General features: G+C 43.9%; 22 protein-coding genes, 4 tRNA genes and 1 pseudogene. 3 read left to right on the forward strand and 24 right to left on the reverse strand.

Annotated elements, in window-relative coordinates; genetic code table 11:
* Positions 1–37: 37 nt before the first annotated feature.
* The 19 genes from tuf to C3F22_RS13295 all read right to left on the reverse strand — a co-directional run bounded on the left by tuf (position 38) and on the right by C3F22_RS13295 (position 15,782).
* A complete protein-coding gene (tuf, locus tag C3F22_RS13205; RefSeq protein ID WP_004781663.1) occupies positions 38–1,228 on the reverse strand; it encodes an elongation factor Tu in 1,191 nt (396 codons plus the stop codon).
* Between the two features lie 151 nt (positions 1,229–1,379).
* A tRNA-Thr gene (locus C3F22_RS13210) sits at positions 1,380–1,454 on the reverse strand.
* A gap of 21 nt (positions 1,455–1,475) precedes the next feature.
* Positions 1,476–1,551, reverse strand: a tRNA-Gly gene (locus tag C3F22_RS13215).
* Positions 1,552–1,587: 36 nt separating this feature from the next.
* A tRNA-Tyr gene (locus C3F22_RS13220) sits at positions 1,588–1,671 on the reverse strand.
* A 55-nt stretch (positions 1,672–1,726) separates the two neighbouring features.
* Positions 1,727–1,802: transfer RNA gene (locus C3F22_RS13225), tRNA-Thr, on the reverse strand.
* Between the two features lie 98 nt (positions 1,803–1,900).
* A complete protein-coding gene (gene trpE, locus C3F22_RS13230; protein ID WP_104426700.1) occupies positions 1,901–3,394 on the reverse strand; it encodes an anthranilate synthase component I in 1,494 nt (497 codons plus the stop codon).
* A 108-nt stretch (positions 3,395–3,502) separates the two neighbouring features.
* Complete coding sequence (gph, locus tag C3F22_RS13235) at positions 3,503–4,171, reverse strand: phosphoglycolate phosphatase (protein WP_104426701.1); 669 nt, start codon at positions 4,169–4,171, stop codon at positions 3,503–3,505.
* Positions 4,172–4,249: 78 nt separating this feature from the next.
* The gene (locus C3F22_RS13240; RefSeq protein ID WP_104426702.1) at positions 4,250–4,909 is read right to left on the reverse strand and encodes an FHA domain-containing protein; all 660 of its coding nucleotides are present in this window, start codon (positions 4,907–4,909) and stop codon (positions 4,250–4,252) included.
* A 62-nt stretch (positions 4,910–4,971) separates the two neighbouring features.
* Entirely contained in the window at positions 4,972–7,227 is a 2,256-nt protein-coding gene (gspD, locus tag C3F22_RS13245) for a type II secretion system secretin GspD (RefSeq protein ID WP_104426703.1), read from the reverse strand.
* 38 nt (positions 7,228–7,265) lie between these two features.
* Complete coding sequence (locus C3F22_RS13250; protein ID WP_104426704.1) at positions 7,266–8,123, reverse strand: type II secretion system protein N; 858 nt, start codon at positions 8,121–8,123, stop codon at positions 7,266–7,268.
* Positions 8,123–8,866, reverse strand: coding sequence for a type II secretion system protein N (gene gspN, locus C3F22_RS13255; RefSeq protein ID WP_104426705.1), 744 nt, complete (start codon positions 8,864–8,866; stop codon positions 8,123–8,125). The genes C3F22_RS13250 and gspN overlap by 1 nt, the downstream gene beginning before the upstream one ends.
* Before the next feature lie 186 nt (positions 8,867–9,052).
* A complete protein-coding gene (locus tag C3F22_RS13260) occupies positions 9,053–9,379 on the reverse strand; it encodes an H-NS family nucleoid-associated regulatory protein (protein WP_104426706.1) in 327 nt (108 codons plus the stop codon).
* Positions 9,380–9,532: 153 nt separating this feature from the next.
* On the reverse strand, positions 9,533–9,958 hold the full coding sequence (locus C3F22_RS13265) for an acyl-CoA thioesterase (protein WP_104427025.1): 426 nt from the start codon (positions 9,956–9,958) through the stop codon (positions 9,533–9,535).
* Between the two features lie 7 nt (positions 9,959–9,965).
* Positions 9,966–11,159 carry a hypothetical protein gene (locus C3F22_RS13270; protein WP_104426707.1) on the reverse strand — a complete coding sequence of 398 codons (1,194 nt, stop codon included), beginning with the start codon at positions 11,157–11,159 and terminating at the stop codon, positions 9,966–9,968.
* Positions 11,160–11,165: 6 nt separating this feature from the next.
* Positions 11,166–12,005: a hypothetical protein gene (locus tag C3F22_RS13275; protein WP_104426708.1), complete on the reverse strand. Its 840-nt coding sequence runs from the start codon at positions 12,003–12,005 to the stop codon at positions 11,166–11,168.
* A 7-nt stretch (positions 12,006–12,012) separates the two neighbouring features.
* Positions 12,013–12,780: a uroporphyrinogen-III synthase gene (locus C3F22_RS13280; RefSeq protein ID WP_104426709.1), complete on the reverse strand. Its 768-nt coding sequence runs from the start codon at positions 12,778–12,780 to the stop codon at positions 12,013–12,015.
* Positions 12,780–13,703 carry a hydroxymethylbilane synthase gene (hemC, locus tag C3F22_RS13285; protein ID WP_034171569.1) on the reverse strand — a complete coding sequence of 308 codons (924 nt, stop codon included), beginning with the start codon at positions 13,701–13,703 and terminating at the stop codon, positions 12,780–12,782. Before hemC ends, C3F22_RS13280 begins: the two co-directional genes overlap by 1 nt.
* 114 nt (positions 13,704–13,817) lie before the next feature.
* The gene (locus C3F22_RS13290; protein WP_005232557.1) at positions 13,818–14,558 is read right to left on the reverse strand and encodes a LytR/AlgR family response regulator transcription factor; all 741 of its coding nucleotides are present in this window, start codon (positions 14,556–14,558) and stop codon (positions 13,818–13,820) included.
* 69 nt (positions 14,559–14,627) lie between these two features.
* The gene (locus C3F22_RS13295; protein ID WP_104426710.1) at positions 14,628–15,782 is read right to left on the reverse strand and encodes a sensor histidine kinase; all 1,155 of its coding nucleotides are present in this window, start codon (positions 15,780–15,782) and stop codon (positions 14,628–14,630) included.
* Here C3F22_RS13295 and argH point away from each other — a divergent pair.
* The gene (gene argH, locus C3F22_RS13300) at positions 15,773–17,203 is read left to right on the forward strand and encodes an argininosuccinate lyase (protein ID WP_051069682.1); all 1,431 of its coding nucleotides are present in this window, start codon (positions 15,773–15,775) and stop codon (positions 17,201–17,203) included. The two genes, C3F22_RS13295 and argH, sit on opposite strands and share 10 nt — an antisense overlap.
* A gap of 29 nt (positions 17,204–17,232) precedes the next feature.
* Positions 17,233–17,502 (forward strand): oxidative damage protection protein, encoded by a 270-nt coding sequence (locus C3F22_RS13305; RefSeq protein ID WP_005232563.1) that lies wholly within the window; start codon positions 17,233–17,235, stop codon positions 17,500–17,502.
* Between the two features lie 372 nt (positions 17,503–17,874).
* On the opposite strand, the gene C3F22_RS13310 is transcribed toward C3F22_RS13305, so the two are convergent.
* From C3F22_RS13310 to uvrC, 4 genes are all read right to left on the reverse strand, one after another.
* A protein-coding gene (locus C3F22_RS13310; RefSeq protein WP_104426711.1) for an IS3 family transposase occupies positions 17,875–18,950 on the reverse strand; the annotation gives its coding sequence in 2 pieces (ribosomal slippage) (positions 17,875–18,698 and positions 18,698–18,950; 1,077 coding nt in all).
* Positions 18,951–19,482: 532 nt separating this feature from the next.
* Complete coding sequence (gene pgsA, locus C3F22_RS13325) at positions 19,483–20,070, reverse strand: CDP-diacylglycerol--glycerol-3-phosphate 3-phosphatidyltransferase (protein WP_034580359.1); 588 nt, start codon at positions 20,068–20,070, stop codon at positions 19,483–19,485.
* A 107-nt stretch (positions 20,071–20,177) separates the two neighbouring features.
* Entirely contained in the window at positions 20,178–20,972 is a 795-nt protein-coding gene (locus tag C3F22_RS13330) for a thioesterase family protein (protein ID WP_005232567.1), read from the reverse strand.
* A 118-nt stretch (positions 20,973–21,090) separates the two neighbouring features.
* Positions 21,091–22,890, reverse strand: coding sequence for an excinuclease ABC subunit UvrC (uvrC, locus tag C3F22_RS13335; RefSeq protein WP_005232569.1), 1,800 nt, complete (start codon positions 22,888–22,890; stop codon positions 21,091–21,093).
* 224 nt (positions 22,891–23,114) lie between these two features.
* On the opposite strand from uvrC, the pseudogene C3F22_RS13340 reads away from it, so the two are divergent.
* Positions 23,115–24,178 (forward strand): annotated as a pseudogene (locus C3F22_RS13340) (AAA family ATPase).
* On the opposite strand, the gene C3F22_RS13345 reads toward C3F22_RS13340, so the two are convergent.
* Positions 24,175–24,591 (reverse strand): PH domain-containing protein, encoded by a 417-nt coding sequence (locus tag C3F22_RS13345; protein WP_005232573.1) that lies wholly within the window; start codon positions 24,589–24,591, stop codon positions 24,175–24,177. The pseudogene C3F22_RS13340 and the gene C3F22_RS13345 overlap by 4 nt on opposite strands.
* Between the last annotated feature and the right edge of the window lie 75 nt (positions 24,592–24,666).

Here is a 24,666-nt window from a genome sequence, read left to right on the forward strand (position 1 = left end):
CTGGAGCCGAAACTCCAGCTTATTTTCTATTCTATGATTATGCAGTTACTTTAGCAACTACACCAGCACCAACCGTACGACCACCTTCACGGATCGCAAAACGTAGACCTGGGTCCATTGCGATTGGGTGGATTAGTTCTACTGACATTTCTACGTTGTCACCAGGCATAACCATTTCAACGCCTTCTTTCAAAGAAATCGCGCCAGTTACGTCAGTTGTACGGAAGTAGAACTGTGGACGGTAACCGTTAAGGAATGGAGTGTGACGACCACCTTCGTCTTTAGAAAGTACGTATACTTCTGCATCGAATTTAGTGTGCGGTTTGATAGAACCTGGTTTAGCAAGTACTTGACCACGTTGTACGTCTTCACGTTTAGTACCACGAAGCAAGATACCACAGTTCTCACCAGCACGGCCTTCGTCAAGAAGTTTACGGAACATTTCAACGCCAGTTACAGTAGTCTTAACTGTGTCTTTGATACCTACGATTTCAACTTCTTCACCAACTTTGATGATACCAGTTTCAACACGGCCAGTTACAACTGTACCACGACCAGAAATTGAGAATACATCTTCGATTGGCATCAAGAATGCTTGGTCGATTGCACGTTCTGGTTCTGGGATGTAAGAGTCAAGCGCTTCAACAAGAGCTACAACCGCGTCTTCACCGTATTGACCAGCTTCACCGTTCAGTGCAGCAAGTGCTGAACCACGGATTACAGGAGTGTCATCACCTGGGAAGTCGTAAGTAGAAAGAAGTTCACGAACTTCCATTTCAACCAGTTCAAGAAGCTCTTCGTCGTCTACAAGGTCGCATTTGTTCAAGAATACAACGATGTAAGGTACACCTACCTGACGAGAAAGCAGGATGTGTTCACGAGTTTGTGGCATTGGACCGTCAGTCGCAGCACATACAAGGATCGCGCCGTCCATCTGAGCAGCACCAGTAATCATGTTTTTAACATAATCGGCGTGGCCCGGGCAGTCTACGTGAGCGTAGTGACGAGTTGGAGAATCGTATTCTACGTGTGAAGTATTAATTGTAATACCACGTGCTTTTTCTTCTGGTGCAGAGTCGATTGCAGCGTAGTCTTTCGCTTCACCACCGAATTTTTTAGCACATACAGTTGCAATCGCAGCTGTTAAAGTTGTTTTACCATGGTCAACGTGACCGATTGTGCCCACGTTAACGTGTGGCTTATTACGTTCAAACTTAGCCTTAGCCATGTTAATCTTCCTCGTTTACGTCGAACACAATTCTGAGTAAAACCCAGCTCCGACATATCGTTTAAAAAAAACCAAACACCAAATACTTGAAAAGCAGACTAAATAGCCTGCTTTTGAAATATTTTTGCAACCACGTTGCCAAACTGTAATCTGGAGCTCTTATCGAGATTTGAACTCGAGACCTCTCCCTTACCAAGGGAGTGCTCTACCACTGAGCTATAAGAGCAAATATTAGCACTTCAAACAATGGAGCGGGAGACGAGGATCGAACTCGCGACATGCAGCTTGGAAGGCTGCCGCTCTACCAACTGAGCTACTCCCGCACGATGTTGGTACTTGCCACTTTGAAGTCTTAAAATTGGTGGTGAGGGAAGGATTCGAACCTTCGAAACTTTCGTAGCGGAGTTACAGTCCGCCCCCTTTGACCGCTCGGGAACCTCACCATTTTTACACTTACATCAGTGTCGTTCTTTACTTCACACCCCAAACTCTCTAAGATGGTGCCGGCACACGGATTCGAACTGTGGACCTACTGATTACAAGTCAGTTGCTCTACCAACTGAGCTATGCCGGCGTTTCTTAGTGTTTCGTACGTTTCGTATCGGAACGGTGTGCAGTTTAGCAAAACTCAGAATCCATGCAAGTGTTTTTTTCAAAAAAAACGCCAAAAACTCACAAAATCAATCCGTTTGATGATAATTCAACCGCTTTGATCACTGCACGAGCTTTTATTTGGGTTTCATTCCATTCTGACTCAGGATTTGAGTCCGCAACCAGCCCTGCTCCGGCCTGAACATAGACCTTATTTTCACGAATCACGCAGGTACGAATGGCAATCGACATATCCATTTCACCATGCCAGCCTAAATAACCGACAGCGCCGCCAAAAATTCCGCGTTTTACTGGCTCAACTTCGTCAATAATTTCCATGGCACGAATTTTTGGCGCACCAGAAAGTGTTCCCGCAGGGAAAGTTGCCTTAAAAACATCCAGTGCATCGACATCATCACGTACTTCACCTTGTACATTCGACACAATGTGCATCACATGCGAGTAACGTTCGATCACCATTTGATCAGTGACTTGTACTTTACCGATTTTGGATACACGACCGACATCATTTCGGCCCAAGTCAATCAGCATTAAGTGCTCAGCAATTTCTTTTTCATCAGACAGCAAATCTTTTTCCAGTGCCAGATCTTCTTCTTTGGTCTTGCCACGTGGACGCGTACCCGCCAGTGGACGAACAGTCGCAATGCCATTTTCCAGACGAGAAAGAATTTCAGGCGAAGAACCCACAATATGGAACGGCGTATTGTTTTCTAGGGTCTGCCCTTGTACCAGGAACAAATAAGGCGATGGATTAAGGTGACGTAATGCGCGATAGACCTGTAAAGGCTCACCATCGAAATCAGAAACCATACGATGGCCTGGCACCACCTGCATCACATCTCCGGCACGGATGTACTCTTTTACCTTTTCAATAGAGGCAATAAAGTTGTCATGTCCAGTTAAAGACTCAAAATGCGGTGCTGTATGTTTTTCTACTTTCAGGCTTACCGGTGTCGCCAGAATATTTTCCAGTTCATCCAGCTGCTGCTGCGCTTTATCATAAGCTGCCGGATCAGCTGCATCGGCATGTACAATCAGGAACAGAGTATCTTTCAGGTTATCGAATACGATGACGGTTTTGGACAGCATCATCCAGATATCTGGCAAGCCTACAGGATCGGCTTCAGGCACATTTTTTAGCTTAGGTTCGATATAACGTACTGAGTCATAACCAAAATAACCGACAAGACCACCAGTAAAGCTTGGTAAGGCTGGAAGTTCCACCTGAGTAGGTACTTTAAACTGTGCTTGAAAGTCACGGATATACTGGAATGGATCGGCACAGTGCTGTTTTTCAATAGAGCCATCTGGATGCTGAACAGTCAGTTCACCCGCATTACAGGAGAATACAGTGGATTCACCTAGACCGATAATTGAATAGCGTGCCCAGTTCTCTCCCCCTTCAACAGATTCGAACAGATAAGCCTGTTGGTATTGTTTCAGACGGGCAAAGATAGATAAAGGAGTATCTGTATCGGCTAGACGCTGGCGGTATACAGGAATCAGGTTGTAGCCTTGAGATGCAAGTTGCTGGAATTGAGCTGAAGTTGTCATTCGGTTTTTCTCTTTAAATTGGAGTTACTCAGTATGAAAATGGAATTGGACTGAGCGACGCCATCGAAAAACCTTAAAACTATTCATCTTATTTCCTTCGTACCCTATTCAAGCAAGCAACTCACGTAGATCATCGACAATTTCTTGAGGATCACAGTCTGCTATATTTTCACCATGATTATAGCCATAGCTGACTACAATACAATCTATACCCGCACGGCGCGCAGCTTCAATGTCATTGACCGAATCACCAATCATCAGCACCTGATCTTTGGTCACACTATAATGTTCCACACAATGCAACAACTGACGCGGATCTGGCTTACGCTCGGCAAAGCGATCACCACCAATGGTGTCATCAAAGTATTTCGCCAATTCGAGGATATCCAGAATACTGCGTGCCGGTTCTTCTGGTTTATTGGTCACACAGATCAGTTTTTTATCGTTAGCCTTACCCCATTCCAGAAACTCGATAATCCCGTTAAATGGCTTAGTATCTACACAAGGATCGGCATTATAAATTTCCAGGAACGTCGTAAGTAATTCCTGATGCTGGGCAGGTAATACTTCTCCCACCAGATGCTGGAGTACACTTTCACAGAACTTGGACGTTCCTTTACCGATCCAGACCCGTACCTGTTCCTCAGTCACCAGTGGTAGCTGCAAGACATTCAGGCTCATATTCATGGCCCGATACAGATCATGGGCTGAATCCACCAAGGTGCCATCCAGATCGAATAAAATCAGCTTACGTTGTTCCAGTTGTGCAATTGACATCCTGACCCTCATTTTCTTTATTTGCAGCCATAAAAAAGGCATGCGTAATGCATGCCTTGATTGTAACCAATCATGGGCTTATTTAAACAACACCCAGGCGATAATCGCCAAAATAATCAGAACGATTAGTGAAATCAGCCCAACAGATGCATTTTTCTGTGCTTCTTTTTCCTGTTCTACACGAGAAACAGGCTGTTCCACCGGAATTGGGGCTGGTTCTGGCTTAACCGAGCTCAGGTCTATCCCTTCAGCAATAGGCGCAGGTTTTGGAATACCGACATTGGTCGGCATACCATCACGGGTCAAGTTGACTGAAGCATCACGCTCTTTCAATTCTGGAATGCCCTGATCATTCATCTGCTGGGCAGGGGTTTTCTCAACCGTTTCGATTTCTTCAACCACTTGCTCTGCTGTTTCTTCAACTTCTGGCGCCACTTCAACAGGCGCTACAGGTTCAAGAACCAGAAATTTCAAGCTGGCAAACTGGACTACATCGTCTTGTTTTAATCGCGTTTCCTGCTCAATAAGCAAGTCATTCACGAAAGTGCCATTAGATGAGCCTAGATCCTGTACCCACAGTGCATAGTCTTTCAGTAGAAAAGCAGCATGCTTACGCGAGATTTCCGCAGCCTGCAGCACAATATCAGCCGCCTGATGACGCCCCACCAGCATGTCACGGTCAATCGCTATTTCCTGTCCGGTCAAATCGTCGGTAATTGCCTGTATTTTCCAAGTCATGAAATCTACTTCTCTATTCTCTTTGACATTATCATAACATGCTGTATGCAAATGCGAATGGTCTAGCTTTTGGGTCTAAGTGTGGTTGTTGTAACGGTATTTCTACTTTTTTCAACCTGCTGGACTGGCTGCTCTACCACTTGTCGCTGAATCCCCGGCTCAATTGCTACCGGTGTAGCCACTGCTGCAGCTGATGGCGTTGACGCTGGCGCACTCGGAACATTCTGGTAGGACGAATTCGTCAGTGGTGTCTTGGAAACTGGAATACGCTGTTGATACACATCTTCAACACTTTCCGGTAGCTTGGCAAAATTACCGTCTGAATCGAGTGCCAATTGCAGGCTATAGAGTTGACCATAACGTTGCTGCGTCAGTTTACGCACTTCATTTCTATCCCCCACAATCGTTGGATGGATAAAGATCAATAAGTTACGTTTCTGATTAGACTTACCTTCTGAGCGAAACAAACGTCCCACCCCTGGAATTGCTCCCAGACCTGGTACTGCCTGGCGTCCATAACTGGTATTGTCCGAAATCAAGCCACCTAATACGATCGTTTGTCCATGTTCTGCCAGAATCGAGGTTTTGATCGCACGTTTGCTAGTGACCAGATCTTGCGCTTGACCCTTATTGGCTTTTACATCTGAAACTTCCTGTTCAACTTCCAGACGTACCGTACCATCTTCACCAATGTGCGGCACGACTTTTAAGGTTACGCCGACATCCTTACGCTCAATGGTGGTATAAGGATTGGCAACACCTGCGGCTCCTGTAGAAACTGAACCTGTCACAAAGGGTACATTTTCACCGACAACGATGTAAGCCTCTTCATTGTCCATGGTCACAATCGACGGTGTAGACAGCAGATTAGACTTGGTGGTTTCTTTTAAGGCCTGAATCATCGCGCCGTATAAACGGCGTGAACCATCACTGCCTTCACGATAATCACCAATCACTAGCGAACTGCCTGCGCCTACGGTACTCGCTGCACCCGTACCACCGCCAGTAAGATAACCCGCTGCAATATTTTTCAGGCTGGTGCCAAAATTATCAAAATTGATCAGACCAATTCCGCTGCTGATATCACCCAGGGCCCATTGCACACCCAACTGATCCGCATCTGTCCCTTCTACTTCAATAATTGCAGCTTCAATCAGAACCTGTTGACGGCGTACATCTAACTGATCAATGGCAGATTCGATTTCACGCATCAGTTGCGGGTCTGCTTTAACCACCAGAGAATTCTGTGTGGCATCCGCAATAATGCTGACACCATTGGCATTAAAGCTGCTAATTCCGCCCTGCTCGGTTTTCATGCCAGTATTTAGCTGAATATTGGATGCACCTAAGCTGTTTGAGCTAGTGGTATTATTGTTATTCAGGTTATTAGTCGAATTATATGAAGACGAACTAGAAGAAGAATTATCCAAACCAGTATTGACTGCTTGCCCTGTCACTAATCCCTGCAAAATTTCCGAAAGATTCTTGGCACTGGCATATTTCAAACGGAAGACTTTTAAGCCACCTAGACGGTCTGCTGCAGGCACATCCAGTGTTTCAATAATCTGACGAATGCGCTTGCGTGTCGCTGGATCACCCTTAATCAGAATCCGGTTAGTACGCACATCTGCCATGACCCGCACCCGTGAACCACGCAGATCTTTAGCTGCACCTGTTGCTGCCATAGAGTCAATCAGCTCGATCATTTCTTCGGCCTGGCTGGATTGCAGGCTAATGGCTTCAATATCATTCTGACCCGTGCCATCCAGATTACGGATGATGGTTTCCAGCTGATAGATATTGGTCGCCCTGTCCGACACAATCAGTGCATTGGTGCCCGGAACGGCAGCCAAATGGGCAAACTGTGGCATCAACGGACGCAGGGCCGGAATCAGGTCATTCGGATTGGTATTTTCCAGCCAGATCACGCGAGTGACAATCTGGTCACCGGTCGCACGATGACGTGCATCATAGGGAATCCCGGAGCCTTTGACATTGCTGTCTGGAACCAGCTTGATAGTATTTCCTGAAGGGATGGCCACCACACCATTGACATTCAAGACCCCTAAAAACAGGTCATAAACTTCATTTTTATTCAGTGGCTTGTTGGAAATGACCGTGACATTGCCTCGAACCCGGGGATCTACCGCAAAATTTTTACCGGTAATATCCGCCACTTCATTAATGAATGCGGTTAAGTCTGCATCCCGAAGATTGATTTTCCAGGTTTGCGCATAACTTGCCGTACTGACCATAGCAACCAATGGTGCGGCTACACAGAATGCCCATGCTGATCGATTATTATTAAATAAAGCCATAAACTTTTGTGTTTCCTAACCCTATGCGTGATGACACATCACTTCAAATCCTGTTGTATGGTCATCACCTGATCACCACGTTTTATTTCGAGTTTGACCTGACCTTCACGTCGAGCCTGTTCCAGTAATTGTGCTTCGGTTTGTCCCTGTGACAGGGTCTGACCATTCAAAGACAAAATCCGGTCTCCCGGTCTTAATCCCAAGCGATTACGCAGTGCAGCCGGTGTCCGTGAAGTGACTTCATAACCACCCTCTGCTGCACTTACCCCCATATTCTGTAAGTACTGGCCCTTATTTTCCTGCATCTGCTGGATGGCCCGATTGATTTCACTTTGTGGCGAAGGTTGTTCGGGCATACCACTTTCCGTATGTATTGGAGGCATCGAATTTGCAGATGCTGCTGAGGTATCCGACACGATTGGCTGGTTTAAACCATTTTCCAGTCCTTTAAACAGGATTTCTTGGGTAGCACCGCTTGATTTACGCAGAATCACCCGGTCCCAGTACACTTCAGCCAGCGTAAAACCGCTATTCCCCAATACCTCTCCGACCCGATAACGGTCAGACTGGTCATTAATTTTCAAGACTGCTGAAGAGTTATAGCTTGGGCTCGCTACCACAACCCCCTGCAAGACAATATTGGCAGTTTCAGCAGTATTCGTTGCGTAAGTATTTTCCTGAAATAGTGAAAAGGCACTAATGTTCGGCACTTGAGCCTGTTGTGACCCCAGTTCTAACTGATCAATCTGCATCGCTTGTGGTGGAGCCACCAGAAGCCAGAATAAAGCAGCCAATTTCCAGCATAAATACAGAATCAGCAGAAACAGTAAAATTGGAGCGATACGCTCTGTCTGTTTCAAATCAATATTTTTAAAATAATCAAGTGGGCTTGCCATCAGTTGAAGCCCCCCATTAAAGGCTGACGGGTACTAATCACATAAGTATCCAGTCCAGCTTTACCGGTATAAGAAGGGGCATTGAGTAAAAAGCGCTGTGTCAGTTGAATATCCAGCATCAGGCTTGGATCCAGTTTAATATTCAACATACGTTGATCGCGATCGTCGCGCACGTCCAGCAGCAACTGACCATTCTCATCGGATAACTGACCACTTAGAACCGGTACATTCATACGCTCCTGACGCTGGGCAAACGTGTAAATGAGCTCACCACCGCTCCACTGCATCTGGCCATCTACATGGCTAAAGCCTTGCTCTTTTTTATATTTAAAATCAAGTTCTTTAAACTGAATCGGGTTGGTAGGCCATTGCCAGTCAGCCATCTTCTTTAAAGTTTCAGGTGCAAGCTGTCCCTCAAGATTTTTGACGGTTAAAGTTTTATTCAGACCATAGCCCATCACACCCGAAAACTGGGTATTACCGCTATGCAGATCAATATTCGCCCCTAATCTCAGCAACAACAGGTCCAAAGGACGAACCTGCCAGTTCAGACTTCCCCGAAGATTACCTTTTTTCCAGTCCGCACTTCCCTGCCAGATATTCCCGCTTACATTATGTAAGACCTGATTATTCTTATAAAATTTTGAAATTAACCAAGCTGCAGGAACTTGCAGAATTACAAAGACAAAAAAGGCTAGAATTGCAAATATCAACCATTTTAATGTTTTCGGCTTATTGCTCATCCCGCCACGACCAACCTATCCAATCGAAACCCCTAAATTTATAGTTTTGTCATTTTATAATCACATTATGCACACTTTTTCTCTGACGCCAATTCATAGGCATAAAAAAACCAAGCAGGATGTGCTTGGCTGATCAATCACAGGCCGTTTGTAAATAACCTGATGATGAATAATAAGGCAGAAGGATTAGATTACAAAATCTTCCAGTTTTGCGCCCTTCTCTAATTCAGCAACTAACCAGCGTGGCTGTTTACCGCGACCAGTCCAGGTGTCTTCCGGATTGCTTTTACTGCGATAACGTGGCTCTACAGACTTACGTGCAGTTTTTTTACGTTTAGAAGCACCAAATTCAAGAAGCTGTTCAATCGTTAAGCCTACCTTATCGGCAATTTCCAATACCTGATGATAAGCATCTTCAATTTCCTGATCTTTTTTCAAAGCAATTAAAGACTCAGCTTCTGCTTGTAAACGTTTTAACTCTTCAACTGATAAATTTGTAATGTCTGGCATCATGTTCTCCAATAAATAGCATTATTTCTTTTAATAAATAACAGACCCATCATATTTATATTAAGCGTAATATTCAATATAGAATTTTAAATGTATAACAATAAACTTAAAGGTCATTACAAAATTAATCATTAAATTATAGATGAAACACTAATATTAAATGGCATGTTGTACAGTTAATTCCAGCGCTTTTATTTTTTCTCGAATATGTTCAGGTATTTCAGTTTTCTGCATATTTTTATTTAAACATACAATTACTGCTTCTGAAGTGGCCACGATACTTTGCTGCTGTTCACTCCATAATAAATAATGCATTCTGACTGCACTATTCCGAATTTCATCAATTCGTGCCGCCACTTTTAATTGATCTGGATAAACTACAGGTTTTAAATAACGGCATTGATTTGAAGCCACCACTGTTAAAATATCTTCATCAAAAATATTTAATTTACCCAAATAAGCCAAACGGGCACTTTCTATATAACGGTAATACATGGCATTATTAACATGCCCAAACGCATCCATGTCTCCCCATGCAACAGTTTGCGAATAAATCACTGGATATTGTTGTAATTCTGACATTATTTCCTCAAATTCTGATTTCGATAAAATTAACATTCGATTCAAATACGGCATTTAACTGCTGTATTAAATCCTCTCTCCCCTGTAATACAGATTTAATTCTTAAATAGCTCATGCGGATGTCATCTGGATAGAGATCCAGCAATTGCTGAGCTTCTTCTACCCGGCCAGTCGCCTGTAGAATATGCCATTTGGCAAAACTTAATATAGGCAGTGCAGTATATTTTGCACCCCAAACTGAGATCTGCTGCTCTATATCTGCATAACCTGGAAACTGCTTTAATAACTGCTGCTGGAACCATAAATAAAATACATCCTGATTAAATTGGAGTTCCAGTAAATGTTTAGCAAGGCTTTCATGCTCAACACTCATTTCCGACATTCTAAATAACAGTTTCAACCATAATAGCTTGACTTCATAGTCACGGTTAAATATGTCCTGTTTTAAATCAAGATAACGTTGTTTTAAATATTCCAAATCATCTTCAGTAGCCTGGTCATAAGCTATTAATAATTGCTGCAGCCATATTTTTTTTACTTCTTGGTCTAAATGCCCATATTTGGTTGAACGTAAATATAACCAGGGAAACTGTAAGGCAAATTGCCCCCATAAAGCATTTAAACGCTGCTCATAAGCGGTTTTTACCCGTCTTAACCAAGGAGATAACTCATGCTGATTTAAAAACTCTAAATGTGTTAATGCCTGCTGACCATCCTGCTGCGATAAATAGATTTCAATCCGCTGTAATTCTGCCAGTTCAAATGCCATAGGATTAGACTGATTTAAACTACTCAATGCTTCGCTATATTGTTGCTGTCCCCAAGATAATCGGGCATCAATAATATGCTTGAGCAATCCCGACTGATTAAAAGACTGCTGGATAAAATCCCGTTGATCCTGTGCAGCATTTAATAACCAAACCACAGCTAACTGCTCATAAGGATGCAGGCGGGCAAAGCTGAATACCGTTTCATGCTTACGCTGTTTAAAACTGAGATAACGCTTGGTCGCATACCACAGCATATGCATCAGGAAACTGATTGCGATAAGCAAGCCTACCAGAAACCACAAAGTGGTCTGGATCTGTAGTTCGCGCCAGTACAAGTACACATAGCCCGCACCATAACCATAGCTCAGTACACTCAAGATTGCTAAGCCCAGCAAACCAACCAGTAAATAAGCAAGTAAAATCTGTTTCATAAGCAATTAACCGATCAGGGTACGCGTATTAAGCTGAGGAGTAGGCGTCTGAGGTGCTGCCTTAATTTGCTCCAGTCGTTGAATCCATTGTTTGCTTTGCGCATCCGGAAGTTGAGCCAATACCTCGATCACACTTTTCAGGGCTTGCTGGAAAGCTACCTGTTGTCCTTGTTGCACACTATTTTCTGCAATCAGTAAACGCAGCTGAGCTTCTTTTAAGACCAGATTACGCTGCATTAAGACTGCACTCGGCTTCTCGACTGATTCAATCTGAATCCAGCGCTGCCAGAATGAGCTTTGGGATGTAGCGCGGTTCTGATGCTGCACCTGGATTTCCTTTTCCATCTCAACATCAATCTGTTGCAGTAATTCTTTTAATTTATTCTGTTGTACTAAACGATTGTTGATGAACTGCTTAAGGACTTCCCGATCTTTGTCAATCGCCTGATTCAGGCTACCCAGAAGAGTAGGTGCCAGTTCTAGATGTTCAAGCTGATTGGATAATTGATTCAACTTTTCCATAGCCATTGCATATTGTTGCTGCTGCAAGGCAAACTCAACCAGATCCAGATATTGCTCGACCAAAGGCAGATCATCCTGCAAATCAGCTACAGGAGTATACTGAACTGTCCCCTTGTTCGGTGTTTCAGGGTTTGCTGCTTGGCTCGTAGCAACCTGACGTTTTAAAGCCACTAGCTGATCATTCAGATTGGCATTCTGCTGTTGCAGCTGCTTAAAATTCTGGGTCAATTCAGTCTGTGCTGAATTCAAACCAAACAGGTCATAGCTCAGCTTGGCAATCCACGCCAAGCTCAAGATGAAAAAAACAATGAATAATTTTTTCATGCGTTTCCTAGTACATCAGTAGCTGCTGCAAAATCGTCGATCCGCTTAAGTCCTCTAACTGAGCGAATTGAAAACCAGCCTGATGTTGCTGTTGATATTCCCCAAGCATGGCAGCCAAACGCGGCCCCAAAACCAAATACAATGCCCGATTAATGAGATGCGGATACGACTGCATCAAGGCTAGCCAGTTAAGCCAGCTCGCTTCACTGCTGACCAAGACTGCATAACAGGGATTAGCTTCAAGACTCGTCAAATGTTTAGCTAATATCTCGGAAGTCACTGGCGGACACTGACGATCATATAAAATGAAATTCAATACATGAATTTGCTGATTCTTTAAATGCTGCATCATAAATTGACGCCCACTTTCACCTCGCCAAAAGGCGACAGTTGATCCGGTAGCTAACTGCTGTAGCACAGGCAATTGCAGCATCCCTTCCGAAGTCTCCACATCAGGCACATAACTCTGGATACCGTAGCTTGCTAAAGCCTGCTCGGTAGCTTTACCTACAGCGACCCACTGGACACTTCCAAGATCATTCAATGATAGACCCGCTTGCTGCAAATATTGCATGCCAATCTGGGCAGCAGTCGGACTCACGACGACAATCAGTATTGCTTGGGATAGCTGCCTAAATAAACTGGCCAGCTCATCCGTATAAGGCTGCTGTACCAGTTCTAGCAAGGGCAACTCTATCACCGGAATCTGCGCTGTCTGTAGGGCTTGCGTTAAATTTGCAGCACGATCACTCGGACGGGTATTAATGAACAACATTATTTTGAATAAAGCGCTTTTAGCAACTCGCCTGCACCCTGATCTAGCAGATCTTTGGCCAGTTGAACACCCAATTGTTCTGCATCTGCCATGGTTCCACTTTGCTGTGCGCGTAGCAAAGTTGCGCCATCTACGCTACCGACTCGGCCTTCAATCGAAATGACACCTTCGTTTAAAGTGGCATAGCCCGCAATTGGCACCTGACAGCCACCTTCCAGATAGGCATTAAAGGCACGTTCGGCACGGACACAGGCATCAGTTTCTGCATGTAATAGAGGCTGGATTAAATCTAATACCGCTTGATCTCCACTCCGGCATTCCAGGCCCAATGCACCCTGTCCTACTGCGGGTAAACTTACTTCAGGCACAATACTATGACGAATACGATCTGCAAGGCCCAAGCGTTTTAAACCGGCACTAGCTAAAATAATTGCATCATACTGACCTGCATCCAGTTTGGATAAGCGTGTACCGACATTACCGCGTAAATCGATAATCTCAAGGTCCGGACGCTGTTTTAAAATCTGCGTTTTACGGCGCAAGCTCGAAGTTCCGACTTTGGCACCTTGAGGCAATTCGTCGAAACTGGCATAAGTATTTGAGACAAAAGCATCCAGTGGATCTTCACGTTCACAGATAACTGCCAAAGATAAGCCTTCAGGCAAGGCCATCGGGACATCTTTCATTGAATGGACGGCCAGATCGGCACGACCATCTAGTAAGGCTGCTTCTAATTCTTTTACGAATAAGCCCTTACCGCCAATTTTAGCCAATGGCGTATCAAGAATTTTATCGCCCTGTGTAACAAAAGTGACTAACTCGACCTGAAGTCCAGCATGCAGGTCCTGTAAGCGTGCACGGATATGTTCCGCCTGCCAGAGCGCAAGTGGACTTTGTCGAGTAGCAATTTTTAGGGTCTTCATAAATTTCAATAAACAGTCAATGAGAACAATAGTCTAAACTTAACCTGCTCACTTGAAAATGCAAGCGAATTTATGCAAGTTTCAATGCTGTTCCAGACGAACTCATTGATCCGTTTAGAGTTTCTGAATCCGTTCCCGCAAGAATGGCAAATGACGCCGACTGACCGCCAGACGCTCTTCCAGTTCACGACAACGCACCTGATACTGGCCGGAACTTACCACTTCCAAGCCTTCCAGATAGTGAACCGAAACCAGTGCATTACGGTGAATCCTGATGAACTGATGTCCAAACTCCTGTTCCAACTCCTTCAGGGTTTCATCAATCAGGACACTGCCGTTTTTATGGCGTACAGTCACATATTTTTGATCCGCCAGAAAATAATAGATATTTTCAACTGGCACCAATTCGACCCCGCGATAGGTCTTTGCCGCAATTTGATGGCGGCTGATATTGATTTCTTCCATATTTTCTTTTTGTTTTAGTTGGCTCATTTGAGCTTGGGTAAGTTTAATTAAATGCTCTAAAACCTGTGCCAATTCCTGTTGCATCACCGGTTTAAGCAGGTAGCCGTCTGCATTAGACTTGAATGCATCCAGCGCGTGTTGGTCATAGGCCGTACAAAAGACAATAGCCGGCATTGGGTCGAGCTGACGCAAATGCTGCGCACAGGTCAAACCATCCATTTCAGGCATTTGAATATCTAATAAGATGACATCAGGTTCATGCTGATGAGCCAGATCAATTGCTTGACGACCATGTGTAGCTGTTGCAACCACATCATGCCCCAGTTGAGAGACTAAACGTGATAGTCGCTCGACAGCCAAAGGCTCATCGTCACAAATCAGGACGTCCATTTCTCCTCCTTAATCCAGTCAACATTATTCATTTGATTATAAGTTAACTGTGATTTCCTTGATTTATTTTTATTTATAGCGATATTGCACAACCGTGGTAAACACCCCTCCACCGGCGAAAGTCTGAAACGTCATCGTAGGTCCGTAATAAGCTTCCAGACGCTGTCTGACATTTTCAATTGCAATACCATGTCCCTTTTTTAATGTTTTATTATCCTGCGTATAAGGGTTTGTTATGATGATATTAATTTGATTTTGCAAGATTTCAATCAATATGCTTATGGTACTCTTTGTCAAAATTTTTTCAACTCCATGGAAAATACTATTTTCCACTAGGGGTTGTAAAGTCAATAATGGAATTTGGACTTGTGAGTATAAGTCTTTGTTTTCTAATTTCCATTCGACCTGTAAACGCTCTCCCAGACGAATCTGTTCAATCTCCAGATAGCGCTGGCAGAGTTCAATTTCTTCCTGCAATTTGACCAGTTTCAATTCCTGAAAACTGGCCCGAAATAAACGGGACAAATTCAGCAACATTTGTTCGGCTTTGTCCGGGTCGATACTGATCAGGCTGATTACACTATTGAGACTATTAAACAGAAAATGCGGATGAATCCTAGCCTGCATGGCCTGAATCCGTGCATTTAATTCACTGTGCTGCTGCTGCGCCCATTGTTCACGCAAATACAAATAGCGAAAACAGAACATACCTAACAGGATACCAAAACTCAGATGTAGGCCGACTTGTTCCAGTGCGATTGCCAGACTCAGTCCCTGAAAATTCAAATTACTGCCAAAATAAGTCAGCACATTCAGACTGGTCGTAGTCACCAAAACAATCGCCTGCAACAGCAGAAATCCGCAGATTAATGCCAGCTTAATCCCCATGCGCTGAAAATGCTGATGAAAAAGTTCGACTAGCGCTGCAAAGCATAACAGTATCCAGTTGATATACAGCATATATTGAAGCAGATCTACCAGATTGAGCGCCTGCCAGGACTGTACTTTTGCCAAGGCTAAGACCATGGCCAGCACATTGCCGCCAATAAACATTTCCAGTAAATAGTGCAGCTTGCCAATCTGGCTAAAAAAATAGGAGCTTTGCGCTGATCCAGTCGGAGATGTAAAAGATTGATCGACTTGGACTTCGGCAACGGGCTTTGAATTTGTTATACTCTTTTTCGTTCTACTGCTTTTAATCTGATTGAGCCGACATGACCACATCTTCTAATTCCTCAAATCCATCACAAGCCCAGACTTCGGGTATGTGGGGCGGTCGTTTCTCTGAAGCGACTGATGCTTTTGTTGCTGAATTTACAGCATCTGTTCAATTTGACCAACGTTTTTATAAACAAGACATTGCAGGCTCGATTGCACATGCAACTATGCTGGCAAAAGTTGGCGTACTGACCGAACAGGAACGTGATGACATTATCGAAGGTCTGACTGCCATTAAAGCAGATATTGAAGCAGGTAACTTCGAATGGCGCATTGACCTTGAAGATGTGCATATGAACATTGAGTCGCGCCTGACTCAGCGTATCGGCATTACCGGTAAAAAATTGCATACGGGCCGTAGCCGTAATGACCAGGTTGCCACAGATATCCGCCTGTATGTACGTGATGAAATCGATGCGATCCTGGAATTACTGAAAAAATTGCAAAAAGGCATCCTGGGTCTGGCAGCGAAAAATACCAATACCATCATGCCAGGTTTTACCCATCTGCAAACTGCACAGCCAGTGACTTTTGGTCATCACTTAATGGCTTGGTTTGAAATGCTGGTACGTGACTCTGAGCGTCTGATTGATTGCCGTAAACGTGTTAACCGTATGCCACTCGGTTCTGCTGCTCTGGCAGGTACGACTTACCCAATTGACCGTGCTTATACCGCTGAGCTTCTAGGTTTTGAAGCTGTAGCTGAAAACTCTTTAGATGCCGTTTCTGACCGTGATTTTGGTATCGAATTCAATGCTGCGGCATCTTTAATTATGATGCACCTATCACGTATGTCTGAAGAAATGATCCTGTGGACATCGGCTCAGTTCAAGTTCGTAAATATTCCAGACCGTTTCTGCACTGGTTCTTCGATCATGCCACAGAAGAAAAACCCGGATGTACCTGAACTGATCCGTGGTAAAACCGGCCGTGTATATGGTGATCTGATGAGCCTATTGACCTTAATGAAAGGTCAACCACTTGCTTATAACAAAGATAACCAGGAAGATAAAGAGCCATTATTTGACGCGATTGATACCGTTCGTGGTTCATTGGTGGCATTCGCTGACATGATTCCTGCATTGGTTCCAAATATTGAAATCATGCGTGAAGCTGCACTTCGCGGTTTCTCAACGGCGACTGACCTGGCAGATTATCTGGTAAAAAATGGCGTGGCTTTCCGTGATGCTCATGAAATTGTGGGTAAAGCGGTAGCTCTAGGCGTACAGGAAGGTAAAGATCTGTCTGAACTAACACTTGAGCAACTGCAACAGTTCTCTGATCTGATTCAGGCAGATGTATTTGAAAAAGCCCTGACTTTAGAAGCATCTGTGAATGCACGTAATCACATTGGTGGTACTGCACCTGCACAGGTTGAAGCTGCGATCGAACGTGCGCATGCTCGCCTAGAGAAACTTTACGCTTAATTGCTTTCGCTTTAAATTGGAGTATTGATATGTCTCGACAAGTTTTTTGCCGTAAGTATCAACAAGAAATGGAAGGTTTAGACTTTGCACCATTCCCGGGTGCAAAGGGTCAGGAACTGTTTGATACGATATCTAAACAGGCTTGGCAAGAATGGCTGAAACACCAGACCACGCTGATCAATGAAAAGCGTTTAAACGTGTTTGAACCGGATGCGAAAAAGTTCCTTGAAGAGCAACGCGAGAAGTTCTTTAACAATGATGAATCATTGGAAAAAGCTGAAGGGCTAAAGCCTGAGTAAAAAACAAAGCACTGCTTTTCTTTTTTACGCAAGACAAGGACAAAGTCCGCGTAGGCAAGCATTTAAAAAGAGTCTCTTTTAAGGCTCTTTTTTTATTGGAAAGAGTACTGCTCTAAAAATTACGCAAGACAAGCAGCTATGAGTTCATAGAATAAAAAACTCCTTACATGGAAATTTTTTTATCTAAGCTCAAGCTTTTCTTTTACGTAAATTAAGCGAAAGGTATCACTTCGAATGCCATAAAAAAAGTAACCTATAAAAAGAATTCCCTTTTTAATTTGAAAATTATTTCTTCACCAGAACATGAGTTAAATACCTGGGTAATACCCCCATTTTTAATTGAGTTAATGAGTAGAAAAACCGAAGCCTTTATCATTGTTTAAATTTAGGTGGTTTACCATCAACTGACATATGAGGTCGTTGATGATTATAAAAGTGTTGCCATGCTGTTGTATAGTCTTGAACATCTTCAAGTTCTCGAAATAAATATTGATTTAAACATTCATAACGTACTGTCCGATTGAAGCGTTCTACGTACGCATTTTGTTGTGGATTACCAGGCTGGGTAAATACATGCTCAATTTCATGCTGCTTACACCATGCCTCCATTAAATCACTGATGTACTCTGGTCCATTGTCACTTCGGATTCGTTTTGGTTTACCTCGCCATTCGATGAGTTGATTCAACCCTCGAAGTACTCGTTCGGCGGGTAAGGAGAAGTCAATCAAGATATCTAATGACTCACGGTTATAGTCATCAATGACGTTGTGCACACGGTAACTGCGGCCATCACTGAGTTGATCGTGCATAAAATCCATTGACCATGATTCATTCTGCGCTTCCGGTACTGCAAGAGTTTCAGGCTTTATCCGTTTAATGCGTTTGTTGGGTTTAATCCGAAGGTTAAGCTCAAGCTCCTTATAGATGCGATAAATACGCTTGTGATTCCAAGGGTAGCCTCGGACATTACGCAGGTACAAAAAGCAAAGCTTAAATCCCCAAGTCTTATTCTCATTGGTGAGCTTAATCAGCCAATCTGCAATAACCATATTCTGCTCCTTCAATTGAGCTATATAGCGATAACAGGTTTGACTGACTTGGAATATGAGACAGGCCTTATTCACTGATATCTTATATTGCTCAACGGCTTGTTGAGCAAGTGACTTGCGTTGCGTTGGCCTTATAACTTTTTTGACAGTGCATCCTGAAGAATGTCTGCTTTAAGACGTTCATCCGCATACATGCGCTTTAGGCGGGCATTTTCTGTCTCTAGCTCTTTAAGTCGAGTCATCATGGAAAGATCCATGCCGCCATATTTGGACTTCCATTTGTAAAAAGTGGCAGAACTCATGCCATGTTCTCGGCATAGATTAGGCACTGGAGTACCTGCTTCAGCTTGCTTCAAAATACTCATGATTAAGCTGTCCGAATATTTAGTTATTTTCATAGAAAATCTCCTTAGATCAAGGCTATTCGATTTTCTACTTTTAAGTTCAATTATTTTTAGGGAACATTACCCCTGGCAAGAGACTCCTCGAGTATTCTTTTTCTATAGATATTCTATTTCTCTTAAAAGCACTCTAAAAACTATTCTAACTTTCATGAAATCGAAAATTATTGAGCTAAAAAACAGGCTTAAAACCTGTCATTTTCCTACCGTGTTTTTTAAATTTAAGCAGCTATTATCTTACTGAAAAGCAATCAGATTTGTATCAAAATAATCAATTGTAAATTCTGTATACATTGCTCTCACAAAACACAACATTCAGCTACAAGAAACCACATGATTTTGTGTAAGGCGCTCCCTATAATGACTAGCAAGAAGATGAGATATCTTTGAATAACTATAATAATAACTGAGAAATACCCCCGATTTCATCCCAGTTCTTCCCCCAAAGGCTGGGTATTTTTTTGCCTGTTATTTTTATATTCTCTATTTTTAGCTATAAAAAAAGCCCCTTTTAAGGAGCTTTTATTGATTAAGGCTGTTTCAGATATGGCCAAGCTGCTTTTAGGTAAATAAACATCGACCATAAGGTCAGTACCACAGCTGTATATAGCAACGCATAAGCCAGCATTTCTAGCGGTGGCCAGTTCAGCAGAAATACTGTAATCGCAATCATCTGAAACGCGGTTTTGTATTTACCCACTGTAGACACCGCCACACTGGTACGCGCACCAAGTTCAGCCATCCATTCACGTAAAGCTGAAACTGTAATTTCCCGTGAAATAATCACAATGGCTGCAAAAGCCATAGAAACTGAAGGTTGCCATTGTACCAATACAATGAGTGCAGCAGCGACCATCAACTTGTCTGCAACCGGATCTAAAAAGCGACCAAAAGCAGACGTCTGATTCAGAGTACGCGCTAGATAACCATCAAACCAGTCAGTGACTGCAGCCACTACAAAAATTGTCGTTAAGATAATATGCCGAGTCACATCAGGACTGGTTTCATTAAATCCCATTGCCGGTGGCCAATATGCGACCAATAAAAAAACCGGAATCAGGATAATACGAGCCAAGGTCAAGATATTTGGAATATTCAGGATACGACCTGTAGTCATAGACACCGCCAATTGTTCCCCTCATGTACGATGAAAATGCACACTTTTTTCGAGGTTTAATCCATCATTAATACGCTTCACTTTATACGAATTGACTTGAAGTGTCACTAGGCAAACACCGTCACTGTCTGTCTGGCCATCGCAATCAGCCGATTTTCTGCATCCCACAGATAGGCATGTTCTGTTGAATAACCATCAGCCGCATGGTCGGTAATCACTTTATATTTAAACCAATCATGTAGCTGATGCTGCACTGGATGCACATAGGTTACAGTCCAGGTCAGGCTGCTCGCCGGGGCCAGTGTCTGAAACATCGGTAACACCCCAGGTGGCCAGATATCAAAAATGGCCATCAGGTCAGCTAACTGAAATTCACGGTCAGAATGTTGATCTGGATGGAAGCGGCACCAGCCTTCAAAATCAGGACGTACACTTGAACTGCACGGCAGATTCAAATCCGCCCATCTGAGTTCAAAATGATCAAAACACTTTGGAAGCTTGAACTGTGCAGGAATCTGGAACAGGATTTCAGGAGGAGCATAATCCGGAGCCTGGATTTCCTGATGTACCTGAATGCTAGAATCGCGCGCTACGCCGAAACTGGCAATCAGAATGCTTTGAACAGCGTCATCCTGCCATAGACGCACTTCGATGGTAGTGACCGATTTGCCTTCACGCAGAATTTCCTCAGTCAGGCGTGCTTTGCCTTCCTGTACCGGGCCAACAAAAGTCACACTGGTACTCAGCAGACGTTTAGCAGGATCATTGATTGTTACCACGGCTTTTTGCATCATGACTGCAGCCGCAAGTCCGCCGTAGATGGTTCTCCCTTGCTCCCAGCCTGTCGGCATTTCAATCCATTCTTGCTGCGCAATTTGTGCGTACAGTGCTTGCAACGACATATCGATCCTTCAACTTTGTCTGATGAACCGATATATTGCTGGAAAAATCTATGAATAGAAATGACCTTTGACTCGAAGGTCAATGTGCATTTTTGCACTTGTAATTGATATAAAACGATTACTCATGCAGAACTTTATAAATCATCCGGGCCATCACAGAACCCAGACCTGGTACGAGTTGCAGGTCTTTTTCTGAAGCTTTAAGCACGCCCTGAATCCCGCCAAAATGGGTCAATAAATCACGACGGCGCTTCGGCCCCAGTCCCGGAATCACCTCCAATACCGATGAGCCACGTTTTTTATCGCGTTTGGCCCGATGCCGGGTAATAGCAAAACGGTGGGCTTCATCACGTACCTGCTGGATTAGATGCAGGGCCTTATGATCTTCTGGAAGCTGAATCTTGCTGCCATCGGTAAAATGCAGAGTTTCCAAACCTGGCTTACGCCCTTCACCTTTAGACACACCAACCATAAAGGCATCCAGTCCAAGTTCCTGCATGACTTCCATCGCCATATGCAACTGCCCTTTACCACCATCAATCAGCAGCAAATCTGGCAGCATGGCTTTTTTATAACGACGGGTTAAGGCCTGACGCATCGCGGCATAGTCATCACCTGCCTGAATATCATTGATAGAAAACTGACGATAATCGCGTTTGCGCGCGCCTCCACTATCAAAGACTACGCAAGAAGCAACCGTATCTTCACCCATGGTATGCGAGATATCGAAACACTCAATCCGATCTACCGGCCGTCCCACCACCTCTTCTAACTGATGGAAACGTTCATTCAATTCAAAGTGATTAGCCAGCTTGCCCTGAATGGCATGCTGCACATTCATCTGTGCCAGTTCCAGCCATTCGGCACGGGTTTCCCGGACTTTGGACTTGATCTGAATCTTCTTATTAAAATGTTGAGAAAGTGCGGCTTCAAGTTCCTTCCGATCTGGCATTTCAATATTCACGATCAGTTCAGATGGAATTTCATCAGCAACCTGAAAATAGAAATTGGCAATAAAATCCGAGAGCATTTGCCCCAGATCATCACTCAGCATATCCGGAAAATAGCCTTTACCGCCGAGCATCTTGCCATTACGCACATGCATGATCTGCACACAAGTCACCCCTGCCTGATAGGCAATCGCCAGAATATCTGCCTCACCTTTGACTTTATAAATCGCTTGCTGGGCCTGTACATCACGCAGTAACGCCATCCGGTCACGATAAAATACCGCTTTTTCAAATTCCAGATTTTCTGCGGCTGCTTCCATCTTGGCAATCAGTTCCTGATTCAGCTCTTTAGTATCGCCTTGCAGGAAGCGAATCGAGTTATTAACATCTTCCTGATAATCCTCAGGTGAAATCAGGCCGACACAAGGGCCGGAACAGCGCTTGATCTGATATTGCAAACAAGGTCGAGTACGATTGGCAAAGAAACCATTCTCACAGGAACGTACATTGAATAATTTTTGCAGAATAACCAAAGTATCGCGAGCATTGTAAGCACTCGGATAAGGTCCAAAAAACTTGCCGACCTGATGTTTGCCCTTGCCGCGACCGCTGGCAATCCGCGGATAAGGCTTGTCTGCAGAAACAAAAATATAGACATAGGATTTGTCATCACGCAGCATGATGTTATACGGCGGACGATGCAGCTTGATCAGGTTTTGCTCTAAGAGTAAAGCTTCAGTTTCTGAACGCACCACCAAAGTTTGAATGTCATAAATCCGTGCCACCAAAGCTTGAGTCTTGGGATGATCAAGGGTTTTGACAAAATAACTGGACACCCGATTTTTCAGGTTTTTGGCTTTTCCCACATATAAGAGTTCGCCATCTTTGCCATACATCCGGTAGACCCCGGGTAAGGTGGTCATATTGGCCAAGATTTTTTCAATATGAGGGCGTGCGTTCTCGTTCACCTAAAACCTATTTTTCACCTGCAATATGCAGATATATGTGATGTTTAATGTGTCATTTTCAAGCGATGACACAAAATTCATCCGAACTGTCATCCAAAGTGAAACAGGTTATGCCCAGACCGCCGTATTTATAAGCAACCCAATATGGTGTGATTGCTAAAAGCTATAAGTCGCCTGAACTAACTATGCTATGCTCGACAGGTTCAATCTCGAGATGATCCAAGATGACAAGTTCCCAATCCGGTATTCATGTTGTGCAACCTGCCACCTCTAGCCATAGCCAGTCTGAGCGTGACCGTTTGATTGGGAAACCGCGTTTTCATTTTGAACCTCAGACTGTGATGCAGTTGCTAGGGAACGGATCATCGGTCAGGATGCCGCCTTAAATGAAATTGAAAAAATGCTGCATGTGGTCAAGGCTGACTTTTCCAGTCCAGAACGTCCGCTTTCGGTTACCTTAATGCTTGGCCCGACCGGTGTCGGCAAGACTGAGACGGTACGCCTGATTGCCGAAGCGATTTATGGCCGTCCAGATGCTTTCTGCCGGATTGATATGAATACTTTAGCGCAGGAACATTATGCAGCTGCCCTGACCGGCGCGCCTCCGGGTTATGTGGGCTCTAAAGAAGGCCATAGCCTGTTTGATGAAACCGCTATTGCCGGAAGCCATACCCGCCCCGGCATCATGCTATTTGATGAACTGGAAAAAGCCAGTACTGAAGTAATTCGTGGCCTGATGAATGTACTGGATACCGGCCGACTGACGTTGACTGCTGGTACCAAAACCATCGATTTTCGTAACTGCATGATTTTTATGACCAGTAATGTCGGTGCACAGGCCGCGCAACAATATCTGGAAAAACTCAGCTATCTGCCGCAGAAAATGCAGCAATTGTGTCTAAAAAAAGTACCGACCCAGCAGATCATTGAAAAAGTCATGCAGCGCAAGTTTGATCCAGAGTTCCTGAACCGGATTGACCGTACCTTGCACTATCAGGCCATCCAAAATGATGTCCTGCCACGACTGGTTGAGATTGAGCTGGATAAATTAAATCAACGTCTACAACACCAGAAACGACAGATTCACCTCACTGATGCAGCCAAGGCTCATTTTTATCAAGGCCATGACATCCGTTATGGAGCCCGTCATCTGGGCCGAAAAATACGGACTGAACTGGAACCAATCTTAGCGATTTATTTCCTGAACCATCCAGAACAACTGCAACTCCATCTGGACTGCATTAATGGTCAATTGCTAGTTCAGCCTCAATCATCCAATTCCAATTAAACTGTTTGATGCGCTCGAATCGCCTGAATCAATGCATCCGGGTCTTTAGGTGAAATCAGGACATATTTTTGCCGATCTGCCAATGTATAGCTGACTTTTAAACGCTTGAAAGACAAAGCAGGTGCAATTTCTGAGTGATCTGTAGGCTGGATATTTTGAATCGAACCAAGTGGAATTTGCCAGCTCAGCCATAGGCTTTTAATGGTCAATTGCCCATCTTGGACGATATAACGGGTACTCCAAACCGGCCACCAGACCAAGATGATTGTGAGTATATAAACTGCGGTATGTACCGGATATTGAGCCATCGTCCCTTTGGCCTGCATGGTCAGTAGTAATTGCAATAACAAACCGCTCATACAAATCAAGAATGCCAGCAGCCACCAGTCTTTTTTGGAACGAAATACACGCATCATCTTCCCCCTATTTTGTTTTATCTTACACAAAATCAGAATGATGTGGTGAATCTCTATAAGTAATAAAAAACG

Origin of the sequence: Acinetobacter sp. ACNIH1, assembly GCF_002934695.1 — a bacterium.
In the GTDB taxonomy this organism is placed as follows: Bacteria; Pseudomonadota; Gammaproteobacteria; order Pseudomonadales; family Moraxellaceae; genus Acinetobacter; species Acinetobacter variabilis.

Bases quoted from the DNA above. Each gene is read 5' to 3' on its own strand.
- tuf (WP_004781663.1), bottom strand. From the start codon at position 1,228: ATGGCTAAGGCTAAGTTTGAACGTAATAAGCCACACGTTAACGTGGGC.
- trpE (WP_104426700.1), bottom strand. From the start codon at position 3,394: ATGACAACTTCAGCTCAATTCCAGCAACTTGCATCTCAAGGCTACAAC.
- gph (WP_104426701.1), bottom strand. From the start codon at position 4,171: ATGTCAATTGCACAACTGGAACAACGTAAGCTGATTTTATTCGATCTG.
- C3F22_RS13240 (WP_104426702.1), bottom strand. From the start codon at position 4,909: ATGACTTGGAAAATACAGGCAATTACCGACGATTTGACCGGACAGGAA.
- gspD (WP_104426703.1), bottom strand. From the start codon at position 7,227: ATGGCTTTATTTAATAATAATCGATCAGCATGGGCATTCTGTGTAGCC.
- C3F22_RS13250 (WP_104426704.1), bottom strand. From the start codon at position 8,123: ATGGCAAGCCCACTTGATTATTTTAAAAATATTGATTTGAAACAGACA.
- gspN (WP_104426705.1), bottom strand. From the start codon at position 8,866: ATGAGCAATAAGCCGAAAACATTAAAATGGTTGATATTTGCAATTCTA.
- C3F22_RS13260 (WP_104426706.1), bottom strand. From the start codon at position 9,379: ATGATGCCAGACATTACAAATTTATCAGTTGAAGAGTTAAAACGTTTA.
- C3F22_RS13265 (WP_104427025.1), bottom strand. From the start codon at position 9,958: ATGTCAGAATTACAACAATATCCAGTGATTTATTCGCAAACTGTTGCA.
- C3F22_RS13270 (WP_104426707.1), bottom strand. From the start codon at position 11,159: ATGAAACAGATTTTACTTGCTTATTTACTGGTTGGTTTGCTGGGCTTA.
- C3F22_RS13275 (WP_104426708.1), bottom strand. From the start codon at position 12,005: ATGAAAAAATTATTCATTGTTTTTTTCATCTTGAGCTTGGCGTGGATT.
- C3F22_RS13280 (WP_104426709.1), bottom strand. From the start codon at position 12,780: ATGTTGTTCATTAATACCCGTCCGAGTGATCGTGCTGCAAATTTAACG.
- hemC (WP_034171569.1), bottom strand. From the start codon at position 13,703: ATGAAGACCCTAAAAATTGCTACTCGACAAAGTCCACTTGCGCTCTGG.
- C3F22_RS13290 (WP_005232557.1), bottom strand. From the start codon at position 14,558: ATGGACGTCCTGATTTGTGACGATGAGCCTTTGGCTGTCGAGCGACTA.
- argH (WP_051069682.1), top strand. From the start codon at position 15,773: ATGACCACATCTTCTAATTCCTCAAATCCATCACAAGCCCAGACTTCG.
- C3F22_RS13295 (WP_104426710.1), bottom strand. From the start codon at position 15,782: ATGTGGTCATGTCGGCTCAATCAGATTAAAAGCAGTAGAACGAAAAAG.
- C3F22_RS13305 (WP_005232563.1), top strand. From the start codon at position 17,233: ATGTCTCGACAAGTTTTTTGCCGTAAGTATCAACAAGAAATGGAAGGT.
- pgsA (WP_034580359.1), bottom strand. From the start codon at position 20,070: ATGACTACAGGTCGTATCCTGAATATTCCAAATATCTTGACCTTGGCT.
- C3F22_RS13330 (WP_005232567.1), bottom strand. From the start codon at position 20,972: ATGTCGTTGCAAGCACTGTACGCACAAATTGCGCAGCAAGAATGGATT.
- C3F22_RS13345 (WP_005232573.1), bottom strand. From the start codon at position 24,591: ATGCGTGTATTTCGTTCCAAAAAAGACTGGTGGCTGCTGGCATTCTTG.